Origin of the sequence: Lentzea sokolovensis, from assembly GCF_033949975.1 — a bacterium.
Taxonomy (GTDB): Bacteria; Actinomycetota; Actinomycetes; order Mycobacteriales; family Pseudonocardiaceae; genus Lentzea; species Lentzea sokolovensis.
Window position 1 is genome coordinate 129,493 of record NZ_JAXAVU010000010.1, and the last position, 17,533, is coordinate 147,025.

General features: G+C 69.3%; 16 protein-coding genes. 5 read left to right on the forward strand and 11 right to left on the reverse strand.

The genetic code is table 11. The features are described from left to right. Positions 1–7: 7 nt before the first annotated feature. The 3 genes from SK854_RS22630 to SK854_RS22640 all read right to left on the reverse strand — a co-directional run bounded on the left by SK854_RS22630 (position 8) and on the right by SK854_RS22640 (position 3,204). The gene (locus tag SK854_RS22630; protein ID WP_319977080.1) at positions 8–523 is read right to left on the reverse strand and encodes a hypothetical protein; all 516 of its coding nucleotides are present in this window, start codon (positions 521–523) and stop codon (positions 8–10) included. A gap of 37 nt (positions 524–560) precedes the next feature. Then, a complete protein-coding gene (locus tag SK854_RS22635) occupies positions 561–1,607 on the reverse strand; it encodes a Gfo/Idh/MocA family protein (protein ID WP_319977081.1) in 1,047 nt (348 codons plus the stop codon). A 331-nt stretch (positions 1,608–1,938) separates the two neighbouring features. After that, on the reverse strand, positions 1,939–3,204 hold the full coding sequence (locus SK854_RS22640; protein WP_319977082.1) for a Gfo/Idh/MocA family protein: 1,266 nt from the start codon (positions 3,202–3,204) through the stop codon (positions 1,939–1,941). Between the two features lie 69 nt (positions 3,205–3,273). Between SK854_RS22640 and SK854_RS22645 the strand changes: the two genes are divergently transcribed. Continuing rightward, positions 3,274–4,179: a nucleoside hydrolase gene (locus tag SK854_RS22645; RefSeq protein WP_319977083.1), complete on the forward strand. Its 906-nt coding sequence runs from the start codon at positions 3,274–3,276 to the stop codon at positions 4,177–4,179. Here SK854_RS22645 and SK854_RS22650 read toward each other — a convergent pair. The 3 genes from SK854_RS22650 to SK854_RS22660 all read right to left on the reverse strand — a co-directional run bounded on the left by SK854_RS22650 (position 4,172) and on the right by SK854_RS22660 (position 6,802). Further along, complete coding sequence (locus SK854_RS22650; protein ID WP_319977084.1) at positions 4,172–5,638, reverse strand: hypothetical protein; 1,467 nt, start codon at positions 5,636–5,638, stop codon at positions 4,172–4,174. The two genes, SK854_RS22645 and SK854_RS22650, sit on opposite strands and share 8 nt — an antisense overlap. Before the next feature lie 165 nt (positions 5,639–5,803). Beyond that, on the reverse strand, positions 5,804–6,265 hold the full coding sequence (locus tag SK854_RS22655) for an NlpC/P60 family protein (protein ID WP_319977085.1): 462 nt from the start codon (positions 6,263–6,265) through the stop codon (positions 5,804–5,806). Positions 6,266–6,289: 24 nt separating this feature from the next. After that, positions 6,290–6,802, reverse strand: coding sequence for a GNAT family N-acetyltransferase (locus tag SK854_RS22660; protein WP_319977086.1), 513 nt, complete (start codon positions 6,800–6,802; stop codon positions 6,290–6,292). Between the two features lie 77 nt (positions 6,803–6,879). Here SK854_RS22660 and SK854_RS22665 point away from each other — a divergent pair, with 77 nt between their 5' ends. Both SK854_RS22665 and SK854_RS22670 read left to right on the forward strand, forming a co-directional pair. Further along, positions 6,880–7,326: a winged helix-turn-helix transcriptional regulator gene (locus SK854_RS22665; protein ID WP_319977087.1), complete on the forward strand. Its 447-nt coding sequence runs from the start codon at positions 6,880–6,882 to the stop codon at positions 7,324–7,326. Between the two features lie 86 nt (positions 7,327–7,412). After that, a complete protein-coding gene (locus tag SK854_RS22670; RefSeq protein WP_319977088.1) occupies positions 7,413–8,873 on the forward strand; it encodes an alkaline phosphatase family protein in 1,461 nt (486 codons plus the stop codon). 4 nt (positions 8,874–8,877) lie between these two features. On the opposite strand, the gene SK854_RS22675 is transcribed toward SK854_RS22670, so the two are convergent. Together SK854_RS22675 and SK854_RS22680 are read right to left on the reverse strand one after the other, a co-directional pair. Continuing rightward, positions 8,878–11,868, reverse strand: coding sequence for an AfsR/SARP family transcriptional regulator (locus SK854_RS22675; protein ID WP_319977089.1), 2,991 nt, complete (start codon positions 11,866–11,868; stop codon positions 8,878–8,880). Between the two features lie 88 nt (positions 11,869–11,956). Next, complete coding sequence (locus tag SK854_RS22680) at positions 11,957–12,559, reverse strand: TetR/AcrR family transcriptional regulator (protein ID WP_319977090.1); 603 nt, start codon at positions 12,557–12,559, stop codon at positions 11,957–11,959. Between the two features lie 63 nt (positions 12,560–12,622). Here SK854_RS22680 and SK854_RS22685 point away from each other — a divergent pair, with 63 nt between their 5' ends. Next, positions 12,623–13,069, forward strand: a complete 447-nt coding sequence (locus tag SK854_RS22685) for a DUF1453 domain-containing protein (RefSeq protein ID WP_319977091.1) — start codon at positions 12,623–12,625, stop codon at positions 13,067–13,069. Further along, positions 13,056–14,270 (forward strand): aminotransferase class V-fold PLP-dependent enzyme, encoded by a 1,215-nt coding sequence (locus SK854_RS22690; protein ID WP_319977092.1) that lies wholly within the window; start codon positions 13,056–13,058, stop codon positions 14,268–14,270. Before SK854_RS22685 ends, SK854_RS22690 begins: the two co-directional genes overlap by 14 nt. Here the strand turns inward: SK854_RS22690 and SK854_RS22695 are convergent. The 3 genes from SK854_RS22695 to SK854_RS22705 all read right to left on the reverse strand — a co-directional run bounded on the left by SK854_RS22695 (position 14,254) and on the right by SK854_RS22705 (position 17,284). After that, entirely contained in the window at positions 14,254–15,318 is a 1,065-nt protein-coding gene (locus SK854_RS22695; RefSeq protein WP_319977093.1) for an Hsp70 family protein, read from the reverse strand. The two genes, SK854_RS22690 and SK854_RS22695, sit on opposite strands and share 17 nt — an antisense overlap. Positions 15,319–15,454: 136 nt before the next feature. Further along, complete coding sequence (locus SK854_RS22700; RefSeq protein WP_319977094.1) at positions 15,455–16,084, reverse strand: SecDF P1 head subdomain-containing protein; 630 nt, start codon at positions 16,082–16,084, stop codon at positions 15,455–15,457. A gap of 42 nt (positions 16,085–16,126) precedes the next feature. Then, positions 16,127–17,284 carry a glycosyltransferase gene (locus SK854_RS22705; protein ID WP_319977095.1) on the reverse strand — a complete coding sequence of 386 codons (1,158 nt, stop codon included), beginning with the start codon at positions 17,282–17,284 and terminating at the stop codon, positions 16,127–16,129. Positions 17,285–17,533 lie beyond the last annotated feature (249 nt).

The window sequence follows — 17,533 nt, forward strand, 5'->3', positions numbered from 1 at the left end:
CCAGGACTCAGCCACGCCTGCGTTGAGGAACCGCGAACCTCTGCTGCATGATCGAGATCCGGAAGATGACGTAGCAGGCGAGCCCGGCCGCCCCGATCGCGCACAAGGTCGACAGCGTCGAGAACACGACGTACAGAGGCGTGTCGAGCAGCAACGACTCCAGCACGTCACACAGCACCATCGCGAGGAACGTGAGCTGCCACGGTCTGATCAGCGGACTCGCCACGCGCTGGGCGAACGGCACCTCGCGCTGGGCCGGGTCGCTCGCCTTCCACACCTGCGACACCAGGCGCACGCCGTGCAGCGCGATCGCCTCGGCGTTGTGGGTGGCGCTGCGGAACCAGATGACGAACGCCACACCCGCGGGGATGACCATCATGATGGCCAGGAAGCTCCACGAGGACGATCCGCCCTGCCAGTCGTTGATCGTGCCCCAGACGGACTCGGCGGCGACCAGCCCTATCAGTCCCATGCTGACGTAGCCGGTGACCCGGACGTCCTTCAGCTCGATGTAGGTGTCCAACGCAACACTCCCCGAACGCGGCGAACTGCGCGGCAGACTACCGCCCGAATCCGCAGCCCAGTTCGGTGAAGGTCGCGAGCTTCTCGGCGGCGCGCACGACGACCTCGTCGATGCCGTCGAGCACCACCCGGTCACCGACGCGGCGGGCGGGCAGCAACGGCACGTCGGCCTTGCCGCACTGCTCGGCGATCGACGTGAACGCCCGCGCGGCGGCCAGCGGCGCGACCAGGGGCTCGCCGGTCTGCCGGTGCCGGATGAGGTTCTCCAGCAGATCGACCGATGGCGCCACGGCCATGCGGTGGTCGTTGACCGTGAGTCTGTCGTCGTCGTACCACCAGACGGCCTGCCCGAGCGTTCCGTGCACGAGGACGACCGGTGGCAACGATGTCGTCGCACAGAGCGTGGTGGCGACAACGACCGGTGGCGCGCCGTCAGCCGTCACCCGCACGCAGGCCGTGTCGTCCGCACTGATCGTGTCGCGGCACCGGTACAGCTCCAGTTCGACAGCGATGTCGGTCCGTTCCTCGACATCGGCGAGCAGCAGCGCGTTCTGCAGTGCGTGCGCGAACGGGTTCACGAGCGTCCCGTCCTCACCCTGCCGTCCCGCCCAGTCGGAGCGTTCGTAGTAGGAGTCCGAGCGCACCCAACGCCCTGCGGCGCCGATGCCGGTGATGTCGCCCAGCGCGCCGGAGCCGATCAACGAGCAGAGCCGCCGGTACGAACCCGTCCCCTGCGTCTGGAACCCGACCTGGCCGACCAGCCCGCGTTTGAGCGCCTCGGCGGTGATGTCGTCGAAGTCGGTCGCCGACAGCACCGCGGGCTTCTCGACCAGCACGTCGCAGCCCAGTTCGAACGCTTCCAGGACGAGGTCGCGGTGCGTCGCGGGCGGCGAGGAGATCACGACGACCTCGGGATGGAGCTCGGCGGCCAGCGACGGCAGGTCCGGGTAGGACGGCACCGGCGCGTCCACGTCCACGACGTCGACCACGCCGACGAACGTGGCGAGGCCGTCGTGGCCGAGCCGGACCAGGTTCTCCACGTGCCGCGCCCCGTGTCCACGAGCGCCGACCAGCGCAACACGCATCGCTCTCACCCTTCTCGGGCGGACTCAGCCGCGGGCGCCAGAGGTCCGCCGATCACCAGCGCCAGCGGAGGCAGGGCCCACACCAGCACACCGGCGACCACCAACGCGGCCATCAGCATCAGCCGAGGTGGGTGGAATTTCAATGCGCCGCGCCAACCAAGACACGTTTGCGACAGCATCCGGGCTCCAACGGGGCCGAAGCCGTCAACACCGCCACCCGAACGGGCAATGGCGCCGGGAGCGCGGTCACCGCTAAGAGGACGCCGGCCGCGAGCACGGCCTCGACCGGCCCGAAGAGCACATGGACCCGAACGAAGAGGGGCGTCCGGTCTCAGCGAAGGTCGATGACGTCGGCGACGTGGACCGGTTCCCCGGTCTCGAAGCTGCGGTTGGCGGCGAACCCGGTCAGCAGCGAGAGCGCGCCGTCGTAGTGCGTTGCTTTGCGTCCCAACGGGTCTTCCTGCCCGGGCGGTCCGTACAGCGCGTCGACCATGCGCTGGTCGGCGCCACCGTGCCCGTCCCGGTCGTACTCCAGCGGGATGTCCTCGCGCTCCTCGAAGAGCCGCTGCAAGGAGAGCTTCGCCCAGCCCTGCTCCGGGTTGGCGTTGACTCCGTGCACGGCCGGGTCCTGGCCCGACACCCAGGAGTTCTCGACGACTTCGAGTTCGAGACGCCCCTTGCTGCCGTTGACCATCAGCCGGTAGCCCTCCCACGGCGAATAGGCCGTGAGGTGGTAAGTCAGGTTCGCACCGCTGGCGTAGCGGACGAGCACCGACATGTCGTCCTCAATGGACACGCCGGGCTCGAACGGGTTCTGGTCGCGCCGGTAGCCGTCCTCGTGCCGTGCGTCGACGTAGAGCTTCTTGAGCCAGTCGTTCTGCTCCAGCTTGATGTCGAACCGGTCGTCCTGGGCATAGCCGTGGCGCTTGCCGTTTTCCTCGCCGTAGAAGAACAACCGGCCGTGCGCGTACACGGTCTCGGGCACCGAACCGACCCACCAGTTGAGCAGGTCGAAGTGATGGGTCGCCTTGTGCACCATGAGACCGCCGGAGTTGGCCTTGTCGCGGTGCCAGCGGCGGAAGTAGTCGGCGCCGTGCCGGGTGTCGAGCAGCCACTCGAAGTGCACGGACCCGATCTCGCCGACAGCGCCGTCCGCGAGCAGCGCGCGCACCTTCTCGTGGATCGGGTTGTAACGGTAGTTGAAGGTGACCGTGACGTTGCCGTCGTTGCGGTGCACGGCGTCCAGGATCTTGCCCGCCGACGGGACGTCCGTCGTCATCGGCTTCTCCGTCACGACGTCACGCCCGGCGTCGAGAGCCTCCACGACGTACGTGTCGTGGTGACGGTCGACAGTGGTCACGACGACGACGTCGACCCGTTGCTCGTCCAGCATCTTGAGGAAGTCGGCCGCGTCGTAGGTGGGCACCGGCTCGGCCCCCAGTTCAGCCAGCCGGTCGTTGTGGACGTTCATCCTCGTGCGGTTCACGTCGGCGAACGCGACGAGTTCGCAGGTGTCCGCGTGTTCGACCGCGATGGCGTGGACGTGCCGCTCCGCCCGCGATCCCGTGCCGACCACCGCATAGCGCCTGCGAGCCATCCCCGGCCTCCTCTGCAAACGTTTTCCTCACGGTAGCCGCTTGACGGACGGGAACGGCAGGATGGCTTCATGCCGACTCCTGTGGTGCTCGACTGCGACCCCGGCCACGACGACGCGATCGCGATCCTGCTCGCGGCCGGCTCACCGGAGATCGACCTGCGCGCGATCACCACCGTGGCCGCGAACCAGACGCTCGACAAGGTCACCTCGAACGCGCGACGGGTCTGCTCGGCCGCGGGAATCTCAGTGCCGATCGCCCGTGGCGCCGCCCAGCCGTTGGTACGTCCCCTGCACGTCGCGGAGGACATCCACGGCGAGTCCGGAATGGACGGTCCGGCGTTCGGCGCGCTGACCGTCGGCGTGGTGGAGGAACACGCGATCGACGTGATGCACGCCCACATGCCGGCGACGCTGGTGGCGACCGGCGCGTTGACGAACGTGGCGCTTTACCTGCGGCGGTACGGGCCTTCCGCGGTGCGCGAGATCGTGCTCATGGGCGGGTCGACCGAGCGCGGCAACACCACGCCGTACGCGGAGTTCAACATCTACGTCGATCCCGAAGCGGCTCAGATCGTGTTCTCCAGCGGCGTGCCGATCACGATGATCGGGCTGAACGTGACGCATCAGGCGTTGGTGACGCCGGAGATCGTGGCGCGGTTGAACGCCCTGGGCTCGCTCGGCCGGATGTGCGGGGAGCTGATGACGTTCTTCGCCGCGACCTACCGCGAGGTGTTCGGGTTCGCCGCGCCGCCGTTGCACGACCCGGTGGCGGTGGCGCGGGTGATCGATCCGTCGCTCGTGACGTGCGTCGAGGCGTTCGTGGGGATCGAGACCACCGGCACGTTCACGCGGGGAGCGACCGTCGTGGACCTGCACGGCCGAATGAAAGAACCGCCCAACGCCCGGGTGGCCGTGGGCCTGGACGTGGAGCGGTTCTTCGAAGTCGTGCTGGACGCCGTGAAACGACTCAGCTGACGCTCTTGTCGCCGAGCACGGCCCACTGGCTCCAGCCGGCCTTCTCCTTGTAGAAGCGGCGGACCAGCTTGCCCTCGTCGGTGCGGGCGAAGACCTCGACGGTCTTCGTCTGCGCGTGGTACATCGCGGTCGGCGGCTCGGAGACCTTGGTGGTGCCGAGCTTCGCCCACGTGGACCAGCCCTTGTCGCTGGCGCGGGCGTGCTCGACGAAGCCGCCCTCACCGAGCTGCACGACGTCGATGGATCCGGTCGTCGAGTTGAAGACCGCCGACGGAGCGCCGGTGCCCTTGCCGCCCAACGTGGTCCAGACGCCCGCCGCGTACTGCTCGACGCTGCCGGACTCGGTGCGGACGAAGACCTGGTCGACGGCGACGCTCGGGTCGCTGACGATCTTCTTGTCGCCCTGCTCGGCCCAGGTGCTGCCGTCCCACTTGATCAGCTTGCCGTCGGCGGAACGCGCGTAGACGTCCTTGTCGGCGACGGCCGGATCGCCCTCGATCTTGCGGTCGCCGACCGGCGCCCACTTGTCGGTGAAGCGGAGCAGGAGGCCGTCCGCGCCGCGGGCGAGGACCTCGACGGCCTTGGTGCTGTCGTTCCACGCCGGCGTCGGGTCGCCCGCGACGGCCGTGTCACCCAGCGCGAGCCACTGGCCGTCGACGCGGCGGTAGATCTTGCCGTCCGTGCCGCGCGCGAACACCTCGACGATCTTCGTCTGCGGGTTCATCAGCGCGACCGGGTCGCCGGCGAAGGCCTCGGACCCGAGCTGCTGCCAGCCGTTCCAGCGACTCGTCTTGTGGAAGTTCGTGATGATCGTGCCGTCGGTGCCGCGCGCGAAGATCTCGAGCTGCTGCTGCCCGGTGTTGGAGATCTGCGGACCGGCGCTGACGACGAGCTTGTCCGTCACCGGCGTCTCGCTGCCGGAGCCACCGCTGCCGGCCTCGAGGATGTTGTTGTAGCGCAGCGGCACGTACTGGCGAGCCGTGGCGGCGCTCCACACGCGCTGCACCGGCCTGCTGCCGTCCGGCCCTGCCTGCTCACGCACGATGGGCCGCGTCTTGGCCGCGTCCGCCCAGCCGATGAACAGCGCGACGTGGTTCAGCCGGTCGTTGAGCGCGTCGCCGGGACGCAGGTCCGCCCAGTCGATGCGGTGCGCGACCTGTTCGAGGATGTGCGTGGTGTAGGAGATGCGCAGGCCCCAGGCCATCGACACGAAGCCGGAGCAGTCCGTGCGGTAGGCGCCGTACTTGTTGCCGAAGCAGTCGCTCTGGCTGTACGGCACACGGGCGCTGATCCACGTGCGCGAGCGCGCCAGGATCTCGCTGCGCGTGATCTTGGAGTTCGCCTCGTACGTCCCGCAGATCACCCCGCCCTCGGCGGCGACGGCGACGTCCGGCATGGCCAGCGTCGAACCGAACGTGATGGCCGCCGCTGCGACCGCCAGCATCCCCCACCGTTTCATGCCGGTCACGTTAGCAAGGCGGTGTGAAGTTTCGGTCCGGTCGAACGTCGGATGTTCCTGCGGTTGCGCACGGTCGGAGTGGCGGTTGCTCACGTGGTCGGCCTGTCCTTCCGGAGCGCTGACGGGGTCTCGATGTCAGTTCCATCGGAGAAACGGCCCAAGCGGTTACTCCACCACGCTCAGATACCGGCGCGGCACGTACAGCTCTTCCCCGGTCTCATAGGGATAGGTGACGGCGCGCAGACGCGTGCGGTTCTCACCGGCCTGCTCGTAGGCCCAGTACCGGCCAGGCTCCTCCGCCCACGCCGCGAAGATCACGACGTGCCGGGTCAGGTTGGTGCCGTCCGTGCGGATGACCACGTCGCCCGCCCGCAGTTCGGGCGCGGTGATCAGGCTGCTCACCACAGAGAGGCCAGAGGTGTCGAGGCCGCCGTGCCGGTCCTCCGGCCTGCCCGGCAGGCCCCACGCCATCGACACGAACCCCGAGCAGTCGGCGCGGTAGATGCCGTGTTCGTTCTGGTGAAATCTCGTCTGGCTGTAGGGGACCGAGTCGCGCAACCACGAACACGCGCGCTCCACGATCTCGGAGCGGAGGATGAGGCGGCCGGCGGCACGTGCGGTGGTCACCTGGCCATCGTCGGGGCTTGATCTCTAAATCTCCTGCAAGCTTTCTATAAGGTCGGCGTCGCTGATCTCGGCGATCACCCAGGCCAGCGGGTAGCTGAGCTGGATCGTGTCGATCTCCCTGGTCAGCCGCACGCCGGGCAGCACCTTGCGCACCAGCGCGAGCATCGCGTGGTTGTCGGGCAGGACGTCGCCGTGCAACTGCGCGACGCCCATCCGCGCCGCGATCGAGGTCAGCTCCTCCAGCAGCAGGCGGCCCACGCCGCGGCGCTGCCACAGGTCGACCACGGCGACCGCGATCTCCGCGCCGCACTCGCCGGTCTTGATCACGCGGGCGATGCCGATCGGGTCGCCGCCGACGCGGGCGCACACAGCCGCGTGACGTTCACCGTCCACGTCGACCAGCACCCGGCGGGCGGACGCGGTCAGCCGGGGCGTCGGCGAGTGAAACCGCAGGTAGCGGCTTCGCGCGGACAGTCCTTCGAACACCGCGTCGACAGCTTCCGGCGCGGTGTCGCGGTTGAGCTCGGTGACGCGCATGAGGATCGACCCCTCTGAGTTCGGAATCCGAACTGTAGCTGAGTTCGAAAATCGAACGCAAGGGATATCCTGGAGTCATGCCGTACTCGAACTTCGCGAGCATGCCCTGCACGCTGAGCCGCCCCGCGGCGCTGCTGGGCGAACGCTGGACGCTGCTGCTGCTCCGCCAGATCTTCCTGGGCACCCGCCGCTTCGAAGACTTCCAGGCCACGATGGACATCTCGCGAAGCGTTCTGACCGACCGGCTGAACGTGCTGCTGCAGGAGAACGTGCTCAAGCGCGTGCCCTATCACGAGGACGGCCGCACACGGCACGAGTACCGCCTCACGGAGAAGGGCCGCGACCTCTACCCCGTGCTGATGGCGCTGCGCACGTGGGGCGAGAAGTGGATGGCCCCGGAAGAAGAGGAGTCGTTCCACCTGCACCACCGCGACTGCGGCGGCGGCGTGCGGGCGAAGGTCGAGTGCACCGAGTGCGCCGCCGAACTGACCGCGCGCGACGTGCAGGTGACGGCCAAGCAGTGAACTTGTACTGACAACCGTCGAAGCCCGGGTGAACTTAAGACGCACTCCATTGCTGAAGACGGTTGCAGGCAGCAAGTCTGCCTGTCATGACAAGAGCTGCTCTTGCGTTGCTGCTGCCCCTCCTGCTGGTGACCCCGGCTGCCGTCGCGGCCCCGGCGAAGACGCCCAAGGTGCTCGTGATCGGGCTCGACGGCGCCCGGTACGACAAGCTTCTGTCCGCTGACACCCCGAACATCAAGGCGCTGCTGAACCGCGGCTACGGCGCCCGCAGCGCGTTGTACGGGTCGGGCATGGCCCAGACCTCCAGCGGCCCTGGCTGGTCGACCGTTCTCACAGGAGTGTGGCCGGACAGGCACAAGGTCAAGGACAACTCCTTCTACGGCAACGCCCTCACGTCGTACCCGAGCTGGCTGGAGCGCGCGAACACCGCGAACCCGGCCCTCTCGACGTACGCGGCGGTGGACTGGAAGCCGATCAGCGACCAGATCCTGCGCACCGGCCAGGACCGCAAGTACGTGCTCGACGGCGACGCGGCGGGCTACACCGGCTCGGACGAGAAGATCACCGTCGACGCCGAGCAGCACCTGAAGGCCGACGCCGCCGACGCGTCGTTCGTCTACCTCGGCCAGATCGACATCGCGGGTCACGACAACGGCGCCGACTCCTCCCAGTACGCCGCGGCGATGCGCACGAACGACGCGCAGGTCGGCCGCCTGGTGCGTGCGATCGAGTCGCGGCCGTCGTACGCGTCCGAGGACTGGCTGATCATGGTCACCACCGACCACGGCCACGCGGCGGCGGGTGGCCACGGCGGTGACTCGCCCGAGGAGCGGATGACGTTCGTGATCTCCACTGGCTCGGCGCGCCCGGCGGTGGCACCGAAGCTGGTGGACGTGGCCGCGTCCGCGTTGAAGCACCTCGGCGTCTCCGCCTCGCTCGACGGTTACGCGCTCGGCACCGCGCCGGTCGACCCGTTCGACTCGGTGACGCTGAAACCACGCCAGGACGAGACCGGGGTGCCGGCGAGCGTTCTGGGCTGGACGCACCAGGGTCCGGCCGGCTGGACGGTGACCACGGCGTCGTCGATGCCGCAGGGTGTCGCGGAGTGGCAGGGCTGGTCGTTCACCACCGACGACTTCTGGACCCGCACCGCGCCTTCGCAGTCGCGTGAGGCGAACGTCCGCGCACGCGGCGTCTTCGCCGTCGCCGACCCCGACGAGTGGGACGACAAGGGCGCGCCGGCCTCGCGCGGCAAGTTCGACTCGACGCTGACCTCGCCCGCCTACGACGTGACGGGCAGGTCGAGCGTGAAGCTGGACTACTTCTCGCACTACCTGCAGGAGGGCACGCAACGCGGCACGGTCAGCGTGTCGTTCGACGGCGGCGCGGAGCAGGTCGTCCGCACCCACGACGCGAACGGTCTCGCCCAGCAGATCTCGCTGACCGTGATCGTCCCGTCCGGTGCCCGCACCGCGCGCGTCTCCTGGCGTCTCTTCGACGCCGGCAACAACTGGTACTGGGCCGTCGACGCCCCGCGCCTGTCGTAAGCGGCTACAGGGCTGAGCGCCACTCCCCGGCGCTCAGTCCCGCCAGTTCCTTCGCCTCCCGCGCGCCCAGCGACGCGAACAACTCCCTGGCACGCGACCACATCTCGTCGTCCGCGGTCGCCGCCGCCAGGTCACGCATCGTGCGCGCCTGCCAGATCGGCAGCCCCAGCACGGTCCACTGGTTCAGCGCGTCCTGCAGGAGGTCCGCCGCCGCCTGCTCACGGCCCTGCGCCAGCGCGAGTTCGCCGAGCGTCCTGGTCATCAGCGCGACCCCGAACCGGTCGCGCTGACGTGTGCAGACCTCCAGGCACTCGGCCAGCAGATCGTCCACGCCGTCCAGTTCGCCGGTCCGCAGCAACGCCTTGGCCAGTGCCTGAACCGCATACGTGGCACCGAGTTCGTCCCCGGCCTCGCGCAGGACCTGCTCGGCCTCCCTGCTCAGTTCCACCGCCTCCGCGAACGCCCCCGCGGCCCGGTGGCACAGGCTCAGGCCGCGCAACGCCAGCGCCTCGCCGCGCCTGTCCTCCAGCGCCCGGTAGAGCTCCACGCACCGTTCGAACGCCTGGGTGGCCTCGGCGAGATCGCCGTGGTCGCGGTGGATCGCGCCGACGCCGTAGCTCGCCGCCGCGACGACCCCGTCGTCCCCCAGCGCGATCGCCTTGTCCAGCAGATCGCGGGCCAGGTCGAACTCGGCCAGGTCGCGCCGGACCGTGCCCATGCCGACGTAGGCGACGGCGAGCGTCTCGGGTTCATCGATGTCGGCCGCGATGTCCGCCGCCTGCTGGAAGTTCGCCAGCGCCGCCGCGAAGTCGTCCTGCTCGTACCGCAACTGACCGAGCCCGGCGAGCAGCACGGCCTCGGCCCGCCGGTTGCCGCGTTCGCGCGCCGACCGCAGCGCGACCAGGTGGGTGCGCTGCCAGTTGCCGAACTGGTTGCGTGCCGCGAAGGGCGACGACAGCAGCGACGTGATCACGGCCGTGGTCAGCTCGTCGACACCGAGGTCGTGCGCGCGTTCGACGGCGCGGACGACCGCGTCCGTCTCGGACTGGAGCCAGCCGGTCGGATCCTCCTCGACGTCCTCCTCCAGCCGCGGGTCCACCTCGATCTCGGCGTGCAGCCGGGGCCGCAGCCCCAGCGTCACCCGCGGCAGCTTCTTCGACCCGGTCTCGACCAGCGAGAGCCACGTCTCCAGCAGCCGCGAGACGGCTTCCGCGGCGGGTTCGCCCGAGGCCTGCTCGGCGCCGAAGAGCTGCACCAGGTCGTGAAACCGGTAACGCACCCGGCCGATCTGGTCGACACCGGCGACGTCCACCAGCCGAAGATCGACCAGGTGCTCCACGACGTCTTCCGCGTCGTACGGCGAGATGTCCAGCAACGGCGCCGCGACCCACGCGCCGAAATCCGGCAGGTCGAGCACCGACAACAGGTGGAAGGCCGTGCGGTGCAAGGTGTCCAGCTCGGCGTAGTTCAGCTTGAGCGACGAGCGGATCGCGAGGTCGCCCATCTCCAGTTCGTCGAGTCTCCGGCGTTCGTCGGACAACCGCTTCGCGAGCGTCTTCAACGGCCAGTGCGGCCGCGCCAGCAGCTTCGCGCCCGCCGCCCGCAACGCCAGCGGCACGCCACCGCACAGCCGCGCGATCCGTTGCGCCGCTTCGGGTTCCGCGCCGATCCGCTCGGCGCCGACGATCCGCCGCAGCATCTCCCCGCTGATCTCGTCGCTGAGGAACCCCAGTTCCACCGGCTCGGCACCTTCCAGCCCGGTGAGCCTGCTGCGGCTGGTGATGATCACGAAGCAGTTCGCGTTGCCCGGCAGCAGCGGCCGGACCTGGGCCTCGCCGCGGGCGTTGTCGAGCACGATCACCAGCCGCCGATCCGCGACCGTGCGCCGGTACAGCTCGACGCGTTCGTCCGGTGCGGTGGGCTGGTCCTGGCCGGGGATGCCGAGCAGGGCGAGGAACCGGCCGACGACCTCCTGCGGTTCGAGGTTCCGCCCGCCACCGCGCAGGTCCGCGAACAGCTGCCCGTCCGGGTACGACTTCCGCAGCAGGTGCGCGGCGTGCACGGCCAGCGCGGACTTGCCGGCGCCACCGAACCCGGACACGACCGCGATCGGCGTCGCGGTGCCCGCCCCCCGTCCCTCGGTGAGACCGAGGACCTGCTTCAACGCCTCCTGGCGGCCGATGAAGTCGCTGATGTCGGGCGGCAGGTGGTGCGGGACGACCTGCTGCGTGGTCACGGCCGCGGGGGCCGGCGTCACCGTCAGCTTCGGCGGAGCGACCTCCGGGGTGCCGCTGAGAATCGCCGAGTGCAGGTCCCTGAGCTTCTCGCCGGGTTCGATGCCCAGCTCGTCGAGCAGGTGCTCGCGGGCGTCGCGGTAGACGTGCAGCGCGTCCGCCTGCCGTCCGGCGCGGTGGAAGGCCCGCATGAGCAGTTCCCGCGTCTCCTCGCGGGTCGGATGGGCGTTCACCAGCGCGGACAGTCGCGCGATCGCGTCCTCGACCCGGTTCTGCGCGAGTTCGCAGCGGCCGAGTCCTTCCTCGGCGCTGAGCCGGGACTCTTCGAGCGAGAGCGCGTGCCCGCGGGCGAACTGCGCGTCGACACCGTGCAACGCCGGCCCGCGCCAGAACGCGAGTCCGTGCTGGTAGTGCGTGATCGCGGTGGCGTGGTCGTCGGCCCGCTCGGCCTGCCGCGCCGTCGTCAGGTGCTTCTGGAACAGCTCGACGTCGCTGTCCAGGTCCAGGAGATATCCCGGTGCCCTGGTGACCAGCGCCGTGCCGACCGCGCGCCGCAACGACGAGACGTAGGTGTGCACCAGCGCGCCCGCGGTCTGCGGCGGTGACTCTCCCCAGATCAGGTCGATCAGCCGTTCCACCGGCACCACCTGGCGCGGCTGCAACAGCAACGCGGCCAGCAGCGTCCTCGGCTTCGGCCCGCCGAGACTGACCTGTCTCTCGCCGACCCAGACCTCGATCGGCCCCAGCACGAGCGCTCGCACGCTCACACCCCCATCCCCCAGAAGTGTGGTGTGTTTAGGAGAATGCCTCATTTCCGTTGATCGCGACACGTTTCCGCGACGCGAAGTGTCAGCGCAGTGAGTCCAGGTGCCTGCGCAGCAACGACACGGTGAGGTCCGGCGTCATCCGGTCCGGATGCAGGATCCCGTCGACGGTGAGGCCGTTGAGCAGCGACGCCAGCCGTTCGGACTCCAGGGCGACGTCGTGCGTGGCCGCGACGGTCCCCGCCTCGCTCATCACCGTCAGCGCGCGGCGGCAGAGCATGCGCAGGCCGTCGTAGAGCCGTTCGGCGTGCGGCACGAGCGACGGACGGGTGCGGGACGCGGTGACGAAGGCCAGCCACAGCACGGCCTCGTCGCGCCTGCGGTCGTCGAGCGGGAGCACCTCGGAGAGGACGCGTTCGGCCGGGCGGCGGGGGTCACTTCGATCTTTCAGCGACTGCACGTGGGCCATGACGCGCTGGTCTATCGAGTCGATGAGCGCCTCGACGGCGAAGATGATCATGTCGTCGTGGCTGTCGAAGTAGTGGCGGATCGAGCCGATCGCGAGCCCCGCCTCCACCGCCACGTTGCGCAGCGAGGCCTGTTCGACGCCGTCGCGCACGACCACGCGGAACACCGCCTCGGCGACGGCTTGGCGGCGGGCGACGGGATCGACGACTCTCGGTGACACCTCCCTTTTGTAGCATGACCCTGCTAGTTTAAGTAGCAGGGTCATGCTACTTAGGGGGACGCAATGACATACCTGCTGATCGCGGCCGGCGTGCTGTACGTGCTCGTACGCCGGTTCATGGGGGAACCGCTCAACGCCAGGGACCTGCTGACGCCGCCTGCGTTCCTGCTGTTCTTCGGCATCCGCGCGGTCGACGAGTTCCACCTGATCTATCTGCTCCCGCTCGCCGCCGGGTTCGCGTTCGGGGCGTTCAGGGGCATGACGATCAAGTTGTTCGAGCGCGACGGCCACCTGTGGCAGCGCTACACGCCGTGGACCTTGCTCGTGTGGGTGACGTCGATCGGCGCGAGTTTCGGCCTCGCGTTGCTGCTGGACCACCACGCGCCGACGCAGTTGTCCATCGGCGTGAGCATGCTCGGCGAGCTGTGCACCGTGGGCGCCAAGGCGTTGAACACCGGGCTGCCGTTCGCGCCGGAGAAGCTGTCCAATGGACGGCATGGATCGTCGTGACTTCCTCGTGGGGGCCGGACTGCTCGCCGTCGCACCGACCGCGGCGTCGGCCGCGCAGGGAGTGGACTGGGGCGCCGTGCGCCGCGAGTTCCGGCTGGACCCCGGCCTGACCAACCTCGGGTTGTTCTACCTCGCGTCGAACCCGCGCGAGGTGCGGGACGCGGTCGCGGAGTTCCAGGTCCGGCTCGACGCCAACTCGCACGACCTGATGCCCGATCAGGCACAACAGGTCGCCGTCGCGCTCGGGGAGTACGTCGGCGGCGCCGCGGACGACATCGCGTTCGTGCCCAACACGACCATCGGGCTCTCGATCGTCTACGGCGGCCTGAAACTGCGAGCCGACCAGGAGTTGCTGCTCAACGACCAGGACCACGCGTGGCACCAGCAGGCCGCCAGGCTCGCGGCGTCACGGGTGGGCGCGAAGGTCAGGATCGGCACGCTCTACGAGAACCCGGCGAAGGCGACCGAGGACGAGATCGCTGTGCGGCTGCGGAACTCGATCACGCCGCAGACCCGTGCCGTCGGCATCACGTGGGTGCAGTCGAGCACGGGCCTGCGGATGCCCGTGCGAGCGTGCGCTTCCGTCGTCGCCGAGGCCAACAAGGGGCGTGCACAGCAAGACCGCTGTCTTCTCATCGTTGATGGCGTGCACGGACTGGCGGCCGTCGACGACGACGCCGCGCGCATGGGCGCGGACGTGTTCGTCGCCGGCACGCACAAGTGGCTGTTCGGGCCGCGCGGCACCGGCATGGCGTGGGTGAACCCCGAGGTGAGCGGCGAGATCGTGCCGCTGCTGCCGAGCCTGAGCGACCGCAGCCAGACTGCGGCGCTCGGGCCCGGCGGCTTCCACGCGTTCGAGCACTACTTCGCAGTGCAGGCAGCCGTGCGGTTCCACCAACGCCTCGGCCGCGACCGGGTGGCGTCACGCATCACCGAACTGGCCGGCCGCTTCAAGGACGGGCTCGCCGAGATCCCCGGTGTAGTCGTCCACACGCCGCGCGACCCGGCGACGTCCGCGGGCATGGTGTGCTTCGACGTGCCCGGCCACACCGGCCCCGAGGTCGTGGAACTGCTGGGGCGCAAGCAGATCCAGATCACCACGGCGTCCTACCGCATCCCGTACGCGCGGGCTGGCACGTCGATCCTCAACACCCCGGAGGAGATCGACCGGACGTTGCGGGAGATCAGCGCACTGGCTTGACGAGCCGGGGCAGCTCGGCCGTTCCGGGTGCTTCTAGCTGCACGCTGGTGTTCTCCATCTTCACCTGAGGCTGGTTCATCGCGTCGTGCGCGAACCACCCACCACCGAGAACGAGCACGAGCAACCCGGCCGCGATGAACGGCGTGGTCAGAATCCGCTGCTTCGGCTCTTCCTCCACGCGCGGCTTAGGCACCTCGATGGTGGCCTGCTCGGCGGGTTCAGGCTCCAACTGCTTGGCCTCGAGGTACGCACCCGTCGCAGCCGCGCCGTCCGGCGCCCTCATCACCGGGATGTGCAGCCGTTGCGCGATCTCCTTGGCCACCAACGGAATCCGCGACGACCCGCCCACCAACAGCACGACGTCGGGCAGACACAACCCGGCGCTGCCCGCCACCCGTTCCAGCGCGTCGACCGCCAACTCGACCGACGGCCGGATGATCGCCTCGAACTCCAACCGGCTCAGCCTGACCTCGTGCACCTCACCGTTCGTTGCGACATAAGGAATCCGCACCTCCGGATAGCTGCCGAGCAACTCCTTGGCCTCGACACAGCTCCGCACGAGCTCACGGCTGTGCGTACCGATCTTCGCGATCACGTGCTCCGCGACCAGTTCGTCCAGGTAGAAGCCACCGACCTCGACCCGCTCCGGCTCGCCGGCCAGCAACAACACACCTTGCTTGCGCAGCACCGTGATGTCACACCCTGTGGCACCGAAGTCGAACACCGCCACCGTGCTGTGCTCGGGCATCTGCGCGTCAGCGTCGAACGCGATGGCGGCAGCATGCGGCGCCGGCACGAACAACACGTCCGCACGCCCCGCCTCGATCAGGTCGTGGCGCAACTGCTCAAGATGCTCGTGCGGCCAGCACAGCGGATGCGTCATGGCGACACGACTCGGTGGCTCCCCGTGCCGATGCGCGAGGTCGTCGAGAACGTTCGCGACCTCCCTGGCGGGCGCCTGCTGACGCCGACCGTTGGTCGTGACGCCGCTGCCGGTCGCGACGGTGATGCCTGCGGATCCGAGATCGAGCCCAACCTGGTACGACATTGCGGGTCACCCCTCACTGCGGACACCCACAACACGTACGTCTTGGTTGGGCCGGTTCACTTCTTCTCGCCGCGGTGCGCAAACGGGGCAACAGCGCGTCCAGTTCCGCGGAGCCGGCGCTCGTCGTAGTCCTGGATCATCGGCCGACCAGTTGCCTCGCGAGCTGGTCGGCCTCGTCCGCGGTGAACTGGCCGGTGATCTGCGCGGCGCCACCGGTGATCGGCGACTGGATGCTCGGTGCGCTGAGCACCCGTCCGTTGATCAGGATCGCGACCTGGTTCCCCACGTTGGCGGTCGTGAAGTCGCTCCAGATCCGTGCACCCTCGGCGTCGAACTCGACCGTCACCACGTGGCCGGTGCCGTACTCGCTGGGACTGGCCTTGGCCTTGCCGACGCGGTCACCGTCGAGGAAGACCGGGCCGAGGTCGTACTTGAACTCGCCGGCGTCACAGGTCACCAGCGGGGCGGCCGCGTCGTCGTGACCGGCCAGCGGGTCGGGAGCGCCGCAGTCCAACGTGCCGAGCGCCTGCTCGCGGGTGGTGGCGTCCGCGCTCTGCCGCGTCGCTCGCGCCGTCTCGACGGCCGGGTCGCCTGCCTCGTTCTGCGGCGCCGGGTAGCCGGACGACGGCTTGGACGTCGGCGTGACGCTCTCCACCTTGCGGAACGTCAGCTTGCCCGTGATCCACGCTTCCCTCTTCGGCTCGCCCTGCTGGGTGGCCGTGCAGGCGGTGACGGCGAGGAGCAGCACCACGGCAAGGATCTTCATGCCGTTTGACTTACCACGCGGCCACCGCCCGCATCAGGCGAATCAGAGCGCCATCAGCCGTTCTGCCGCGACCCTCGCACCGTCCGTGCGCACCTGCACGGCGACTTTCGCGGCATGGTCGGAGAGTTGGAGCGCCTCGGCCAGCACCTCTGTCGTCACGGCGTTCGCCGAGCGGCCGATGTTCAGCCGTTCGACCTGGCCGCCCCAGTAGTACTGGTCGTACATGTGCGGCAGCACGATCTGCGGCCTGCCCGCCGCCGCGGCCGTCGTGGTGGTGCCGGCGCCGCCGTGGTGCACGATCGCGGCGGCACGGCGGAACAGCGCCTGCTGGTTCACCTCGCCGATCGCGATGCAGTCCGGAGCGTCGTCGGTGAGCTTCAGGTCTGCCCAGCCTCGTTGCAGGACAACGCGTTTGCCTAGCTTGCGGGCGGCTTCGACAGCGTCGCGCGCCACGTCCGGGGCGCCACGCATGCTGCCCAGACCGAAGTAGACCGGCGGTTCGCCGTCGTCCAGGAACGCTGCGAGTTCCGGGCTGAGCGGGCGTTGGTCGTCGGTCAGCCAGGCGCCGGTCTGAACGAGCTCGCCAGGGCCCGGCCACGGGCCGAGCACCGGGTCCGCGGCGAGCCACGGGGCGTCGCCGAAGATGTGGTCGCGGACGTCGTCGATCGGATCGAGGCCGAGTGTGGCGCGCTCCGCGTTGAGGGTGTCGCGCGAGAACGCGAAGTAATGGCGTTGCCGGTCCCAGTGCGCGAGGTTCTCCTCGGGCGTTCCGTTCACCGGAACGCGGCCCAGCATCGCGGGCGGTGCGTGGTGCGGCGACGGCAACGTGTTCGCGCAGAAGCTCGCGTACACGTAATGCGCGCCGATGCTTTCCGCCACGGAACGCGTCGCGTGCTGCAACGCGCCGCCTGCCACCAGCACGTCGGCCTGGCCGGCCGCCTTCGTGACGACGCGGAACTGTTCCCTGACCGACTCCTCGGCCAGTCCGCGCAGCTCGTCGGGTGTGGTCTTGACGGCCGTGGCATTGCGCAGGTTCGGGCCGACCGGCGTGAAGTCGATTCCGTTGCCGGTGACGAGTTCCTCGAAGTCGGGCGGCGCCACGAGCTTGACGTCGTTGCCCAGTTCCTTGAGCCGCACGGCCAGTGCGGTGACCGGCTGCGCCTCTCCTCGCGACCCGATCGTGGACACCAGAAATCGCATGGCGAAACCCCTCAATCCCCTGTTCAGGCCACGAATTGTGCGACCGGTCCCGGGTCTTGCGGCAAGTCCCCCGCTGCGTTATAAGTTCCAACGGGGGAAATGATTCTCGGCTTTGCACGACTCAGCCCGCCCGAGCACTCGGCTCGGACGGGCTGATTCGCGTTGCGGGCCCTAGGGCGTATCCCGCAAGTCTCGTCCGCGATAGTCGCGGCCGAGGGCCCCGGAAGCGGCACCGCCTCCGGGACTCTC

What these genes read in the sequence shown, in the direction of transcription:
- SK854_RS22645 (WP_319977083.1), top strand. Translation starts at nt 3,274, where the DNA reads ATGCCGACTCCTGTGGTGCTCGACTGCGACCCCGGCCACGACGACGCG.
- SK854_RS22665 (WP_319977087.1), top strand. Translation starts at nt 6,880, where the DNA reads ATGCCGTACTCGAACTTCGCGAGCATGCCCTGCACGCTGAGCCGCCCC.
- SK854_RS22640 (WP_319977082.1), bottom strand. Translation starts at nt 3,204, where the DNA reads ATGGCTCGCAGGCGCTATGCGGTGGTCGGCACGGGATCGCGGGCGGAG.
- SK854_RS22705 (WP_319977095.1), bottom strand. Translation starts at nt 17,284, where the DNA reads ATGCGATTTCTGGTGTCCACGATCGGGTCGCGAGGAGAGGCGCAGCCG.
- SK854_RS22650 (WP_319977084.1), bottom strand. Translation starts at nt 5,638, where the DNA reads ATGAAACGGTGGGGGATGCTGGCGGTCGCAGCGGCGGCCATCACGTTC.
- SK854_RS22685 (WP_319977091.1), top strand. Translation starts at nt 12,623, where the DNA reads ATGACATACCTGCTGATCGCGGCCGGCGTGCTGTACGTGCTCGTACGC.
- SK854_RS22670 (WP_319977088.1), top strand. Translation starts at nt 7,413, where the DNA reads ATGACAAGAGCTGCTCTTGCGTTGCTGCTGCCCCTCCTGCTGGTGACC.
- SK854_RS22635 (WP_319977081.1), bottom strand. Translation starts at nt 1,607, where the DNA reads ATGCGTGTTGCGCTGGTCGGCGCTCGTGGACACGGGGCGCGGCACGTG.
- SK854_RS22660 (WP_319977086.1), bottom strand. Translation starts at nt 6,802, where the DNA reads ATGCGCGTCACCGAGCTCAACCGCGACACCGCGCCGGAAGCTGTCGAC.
- SK854_RS22700 (WP_319977094.1), bottom strand. Translation starts at nt 16,084, where the DNA reads ATGAAGATCCTTGCCGTGGTGCTGCTCCTCGCCGTCACCGCCTGCACG.
- SK854_RS22690 (WP_319977092.1), top strand. Translation starts at nt 13,056, where the DNA reads ATGGATCGTCGTGACTTCCTCGTGGGGGCCGGACTGCTCGCCGTCGCA.
- SK854_RS22695 (WP_319977093.1), bottom strand. Translation starts at nt 15,318, where the DNA reads ATGTCGTACCAGGTTGGGCTCGATCTCGGATCCGCAGGCATCACCGTC.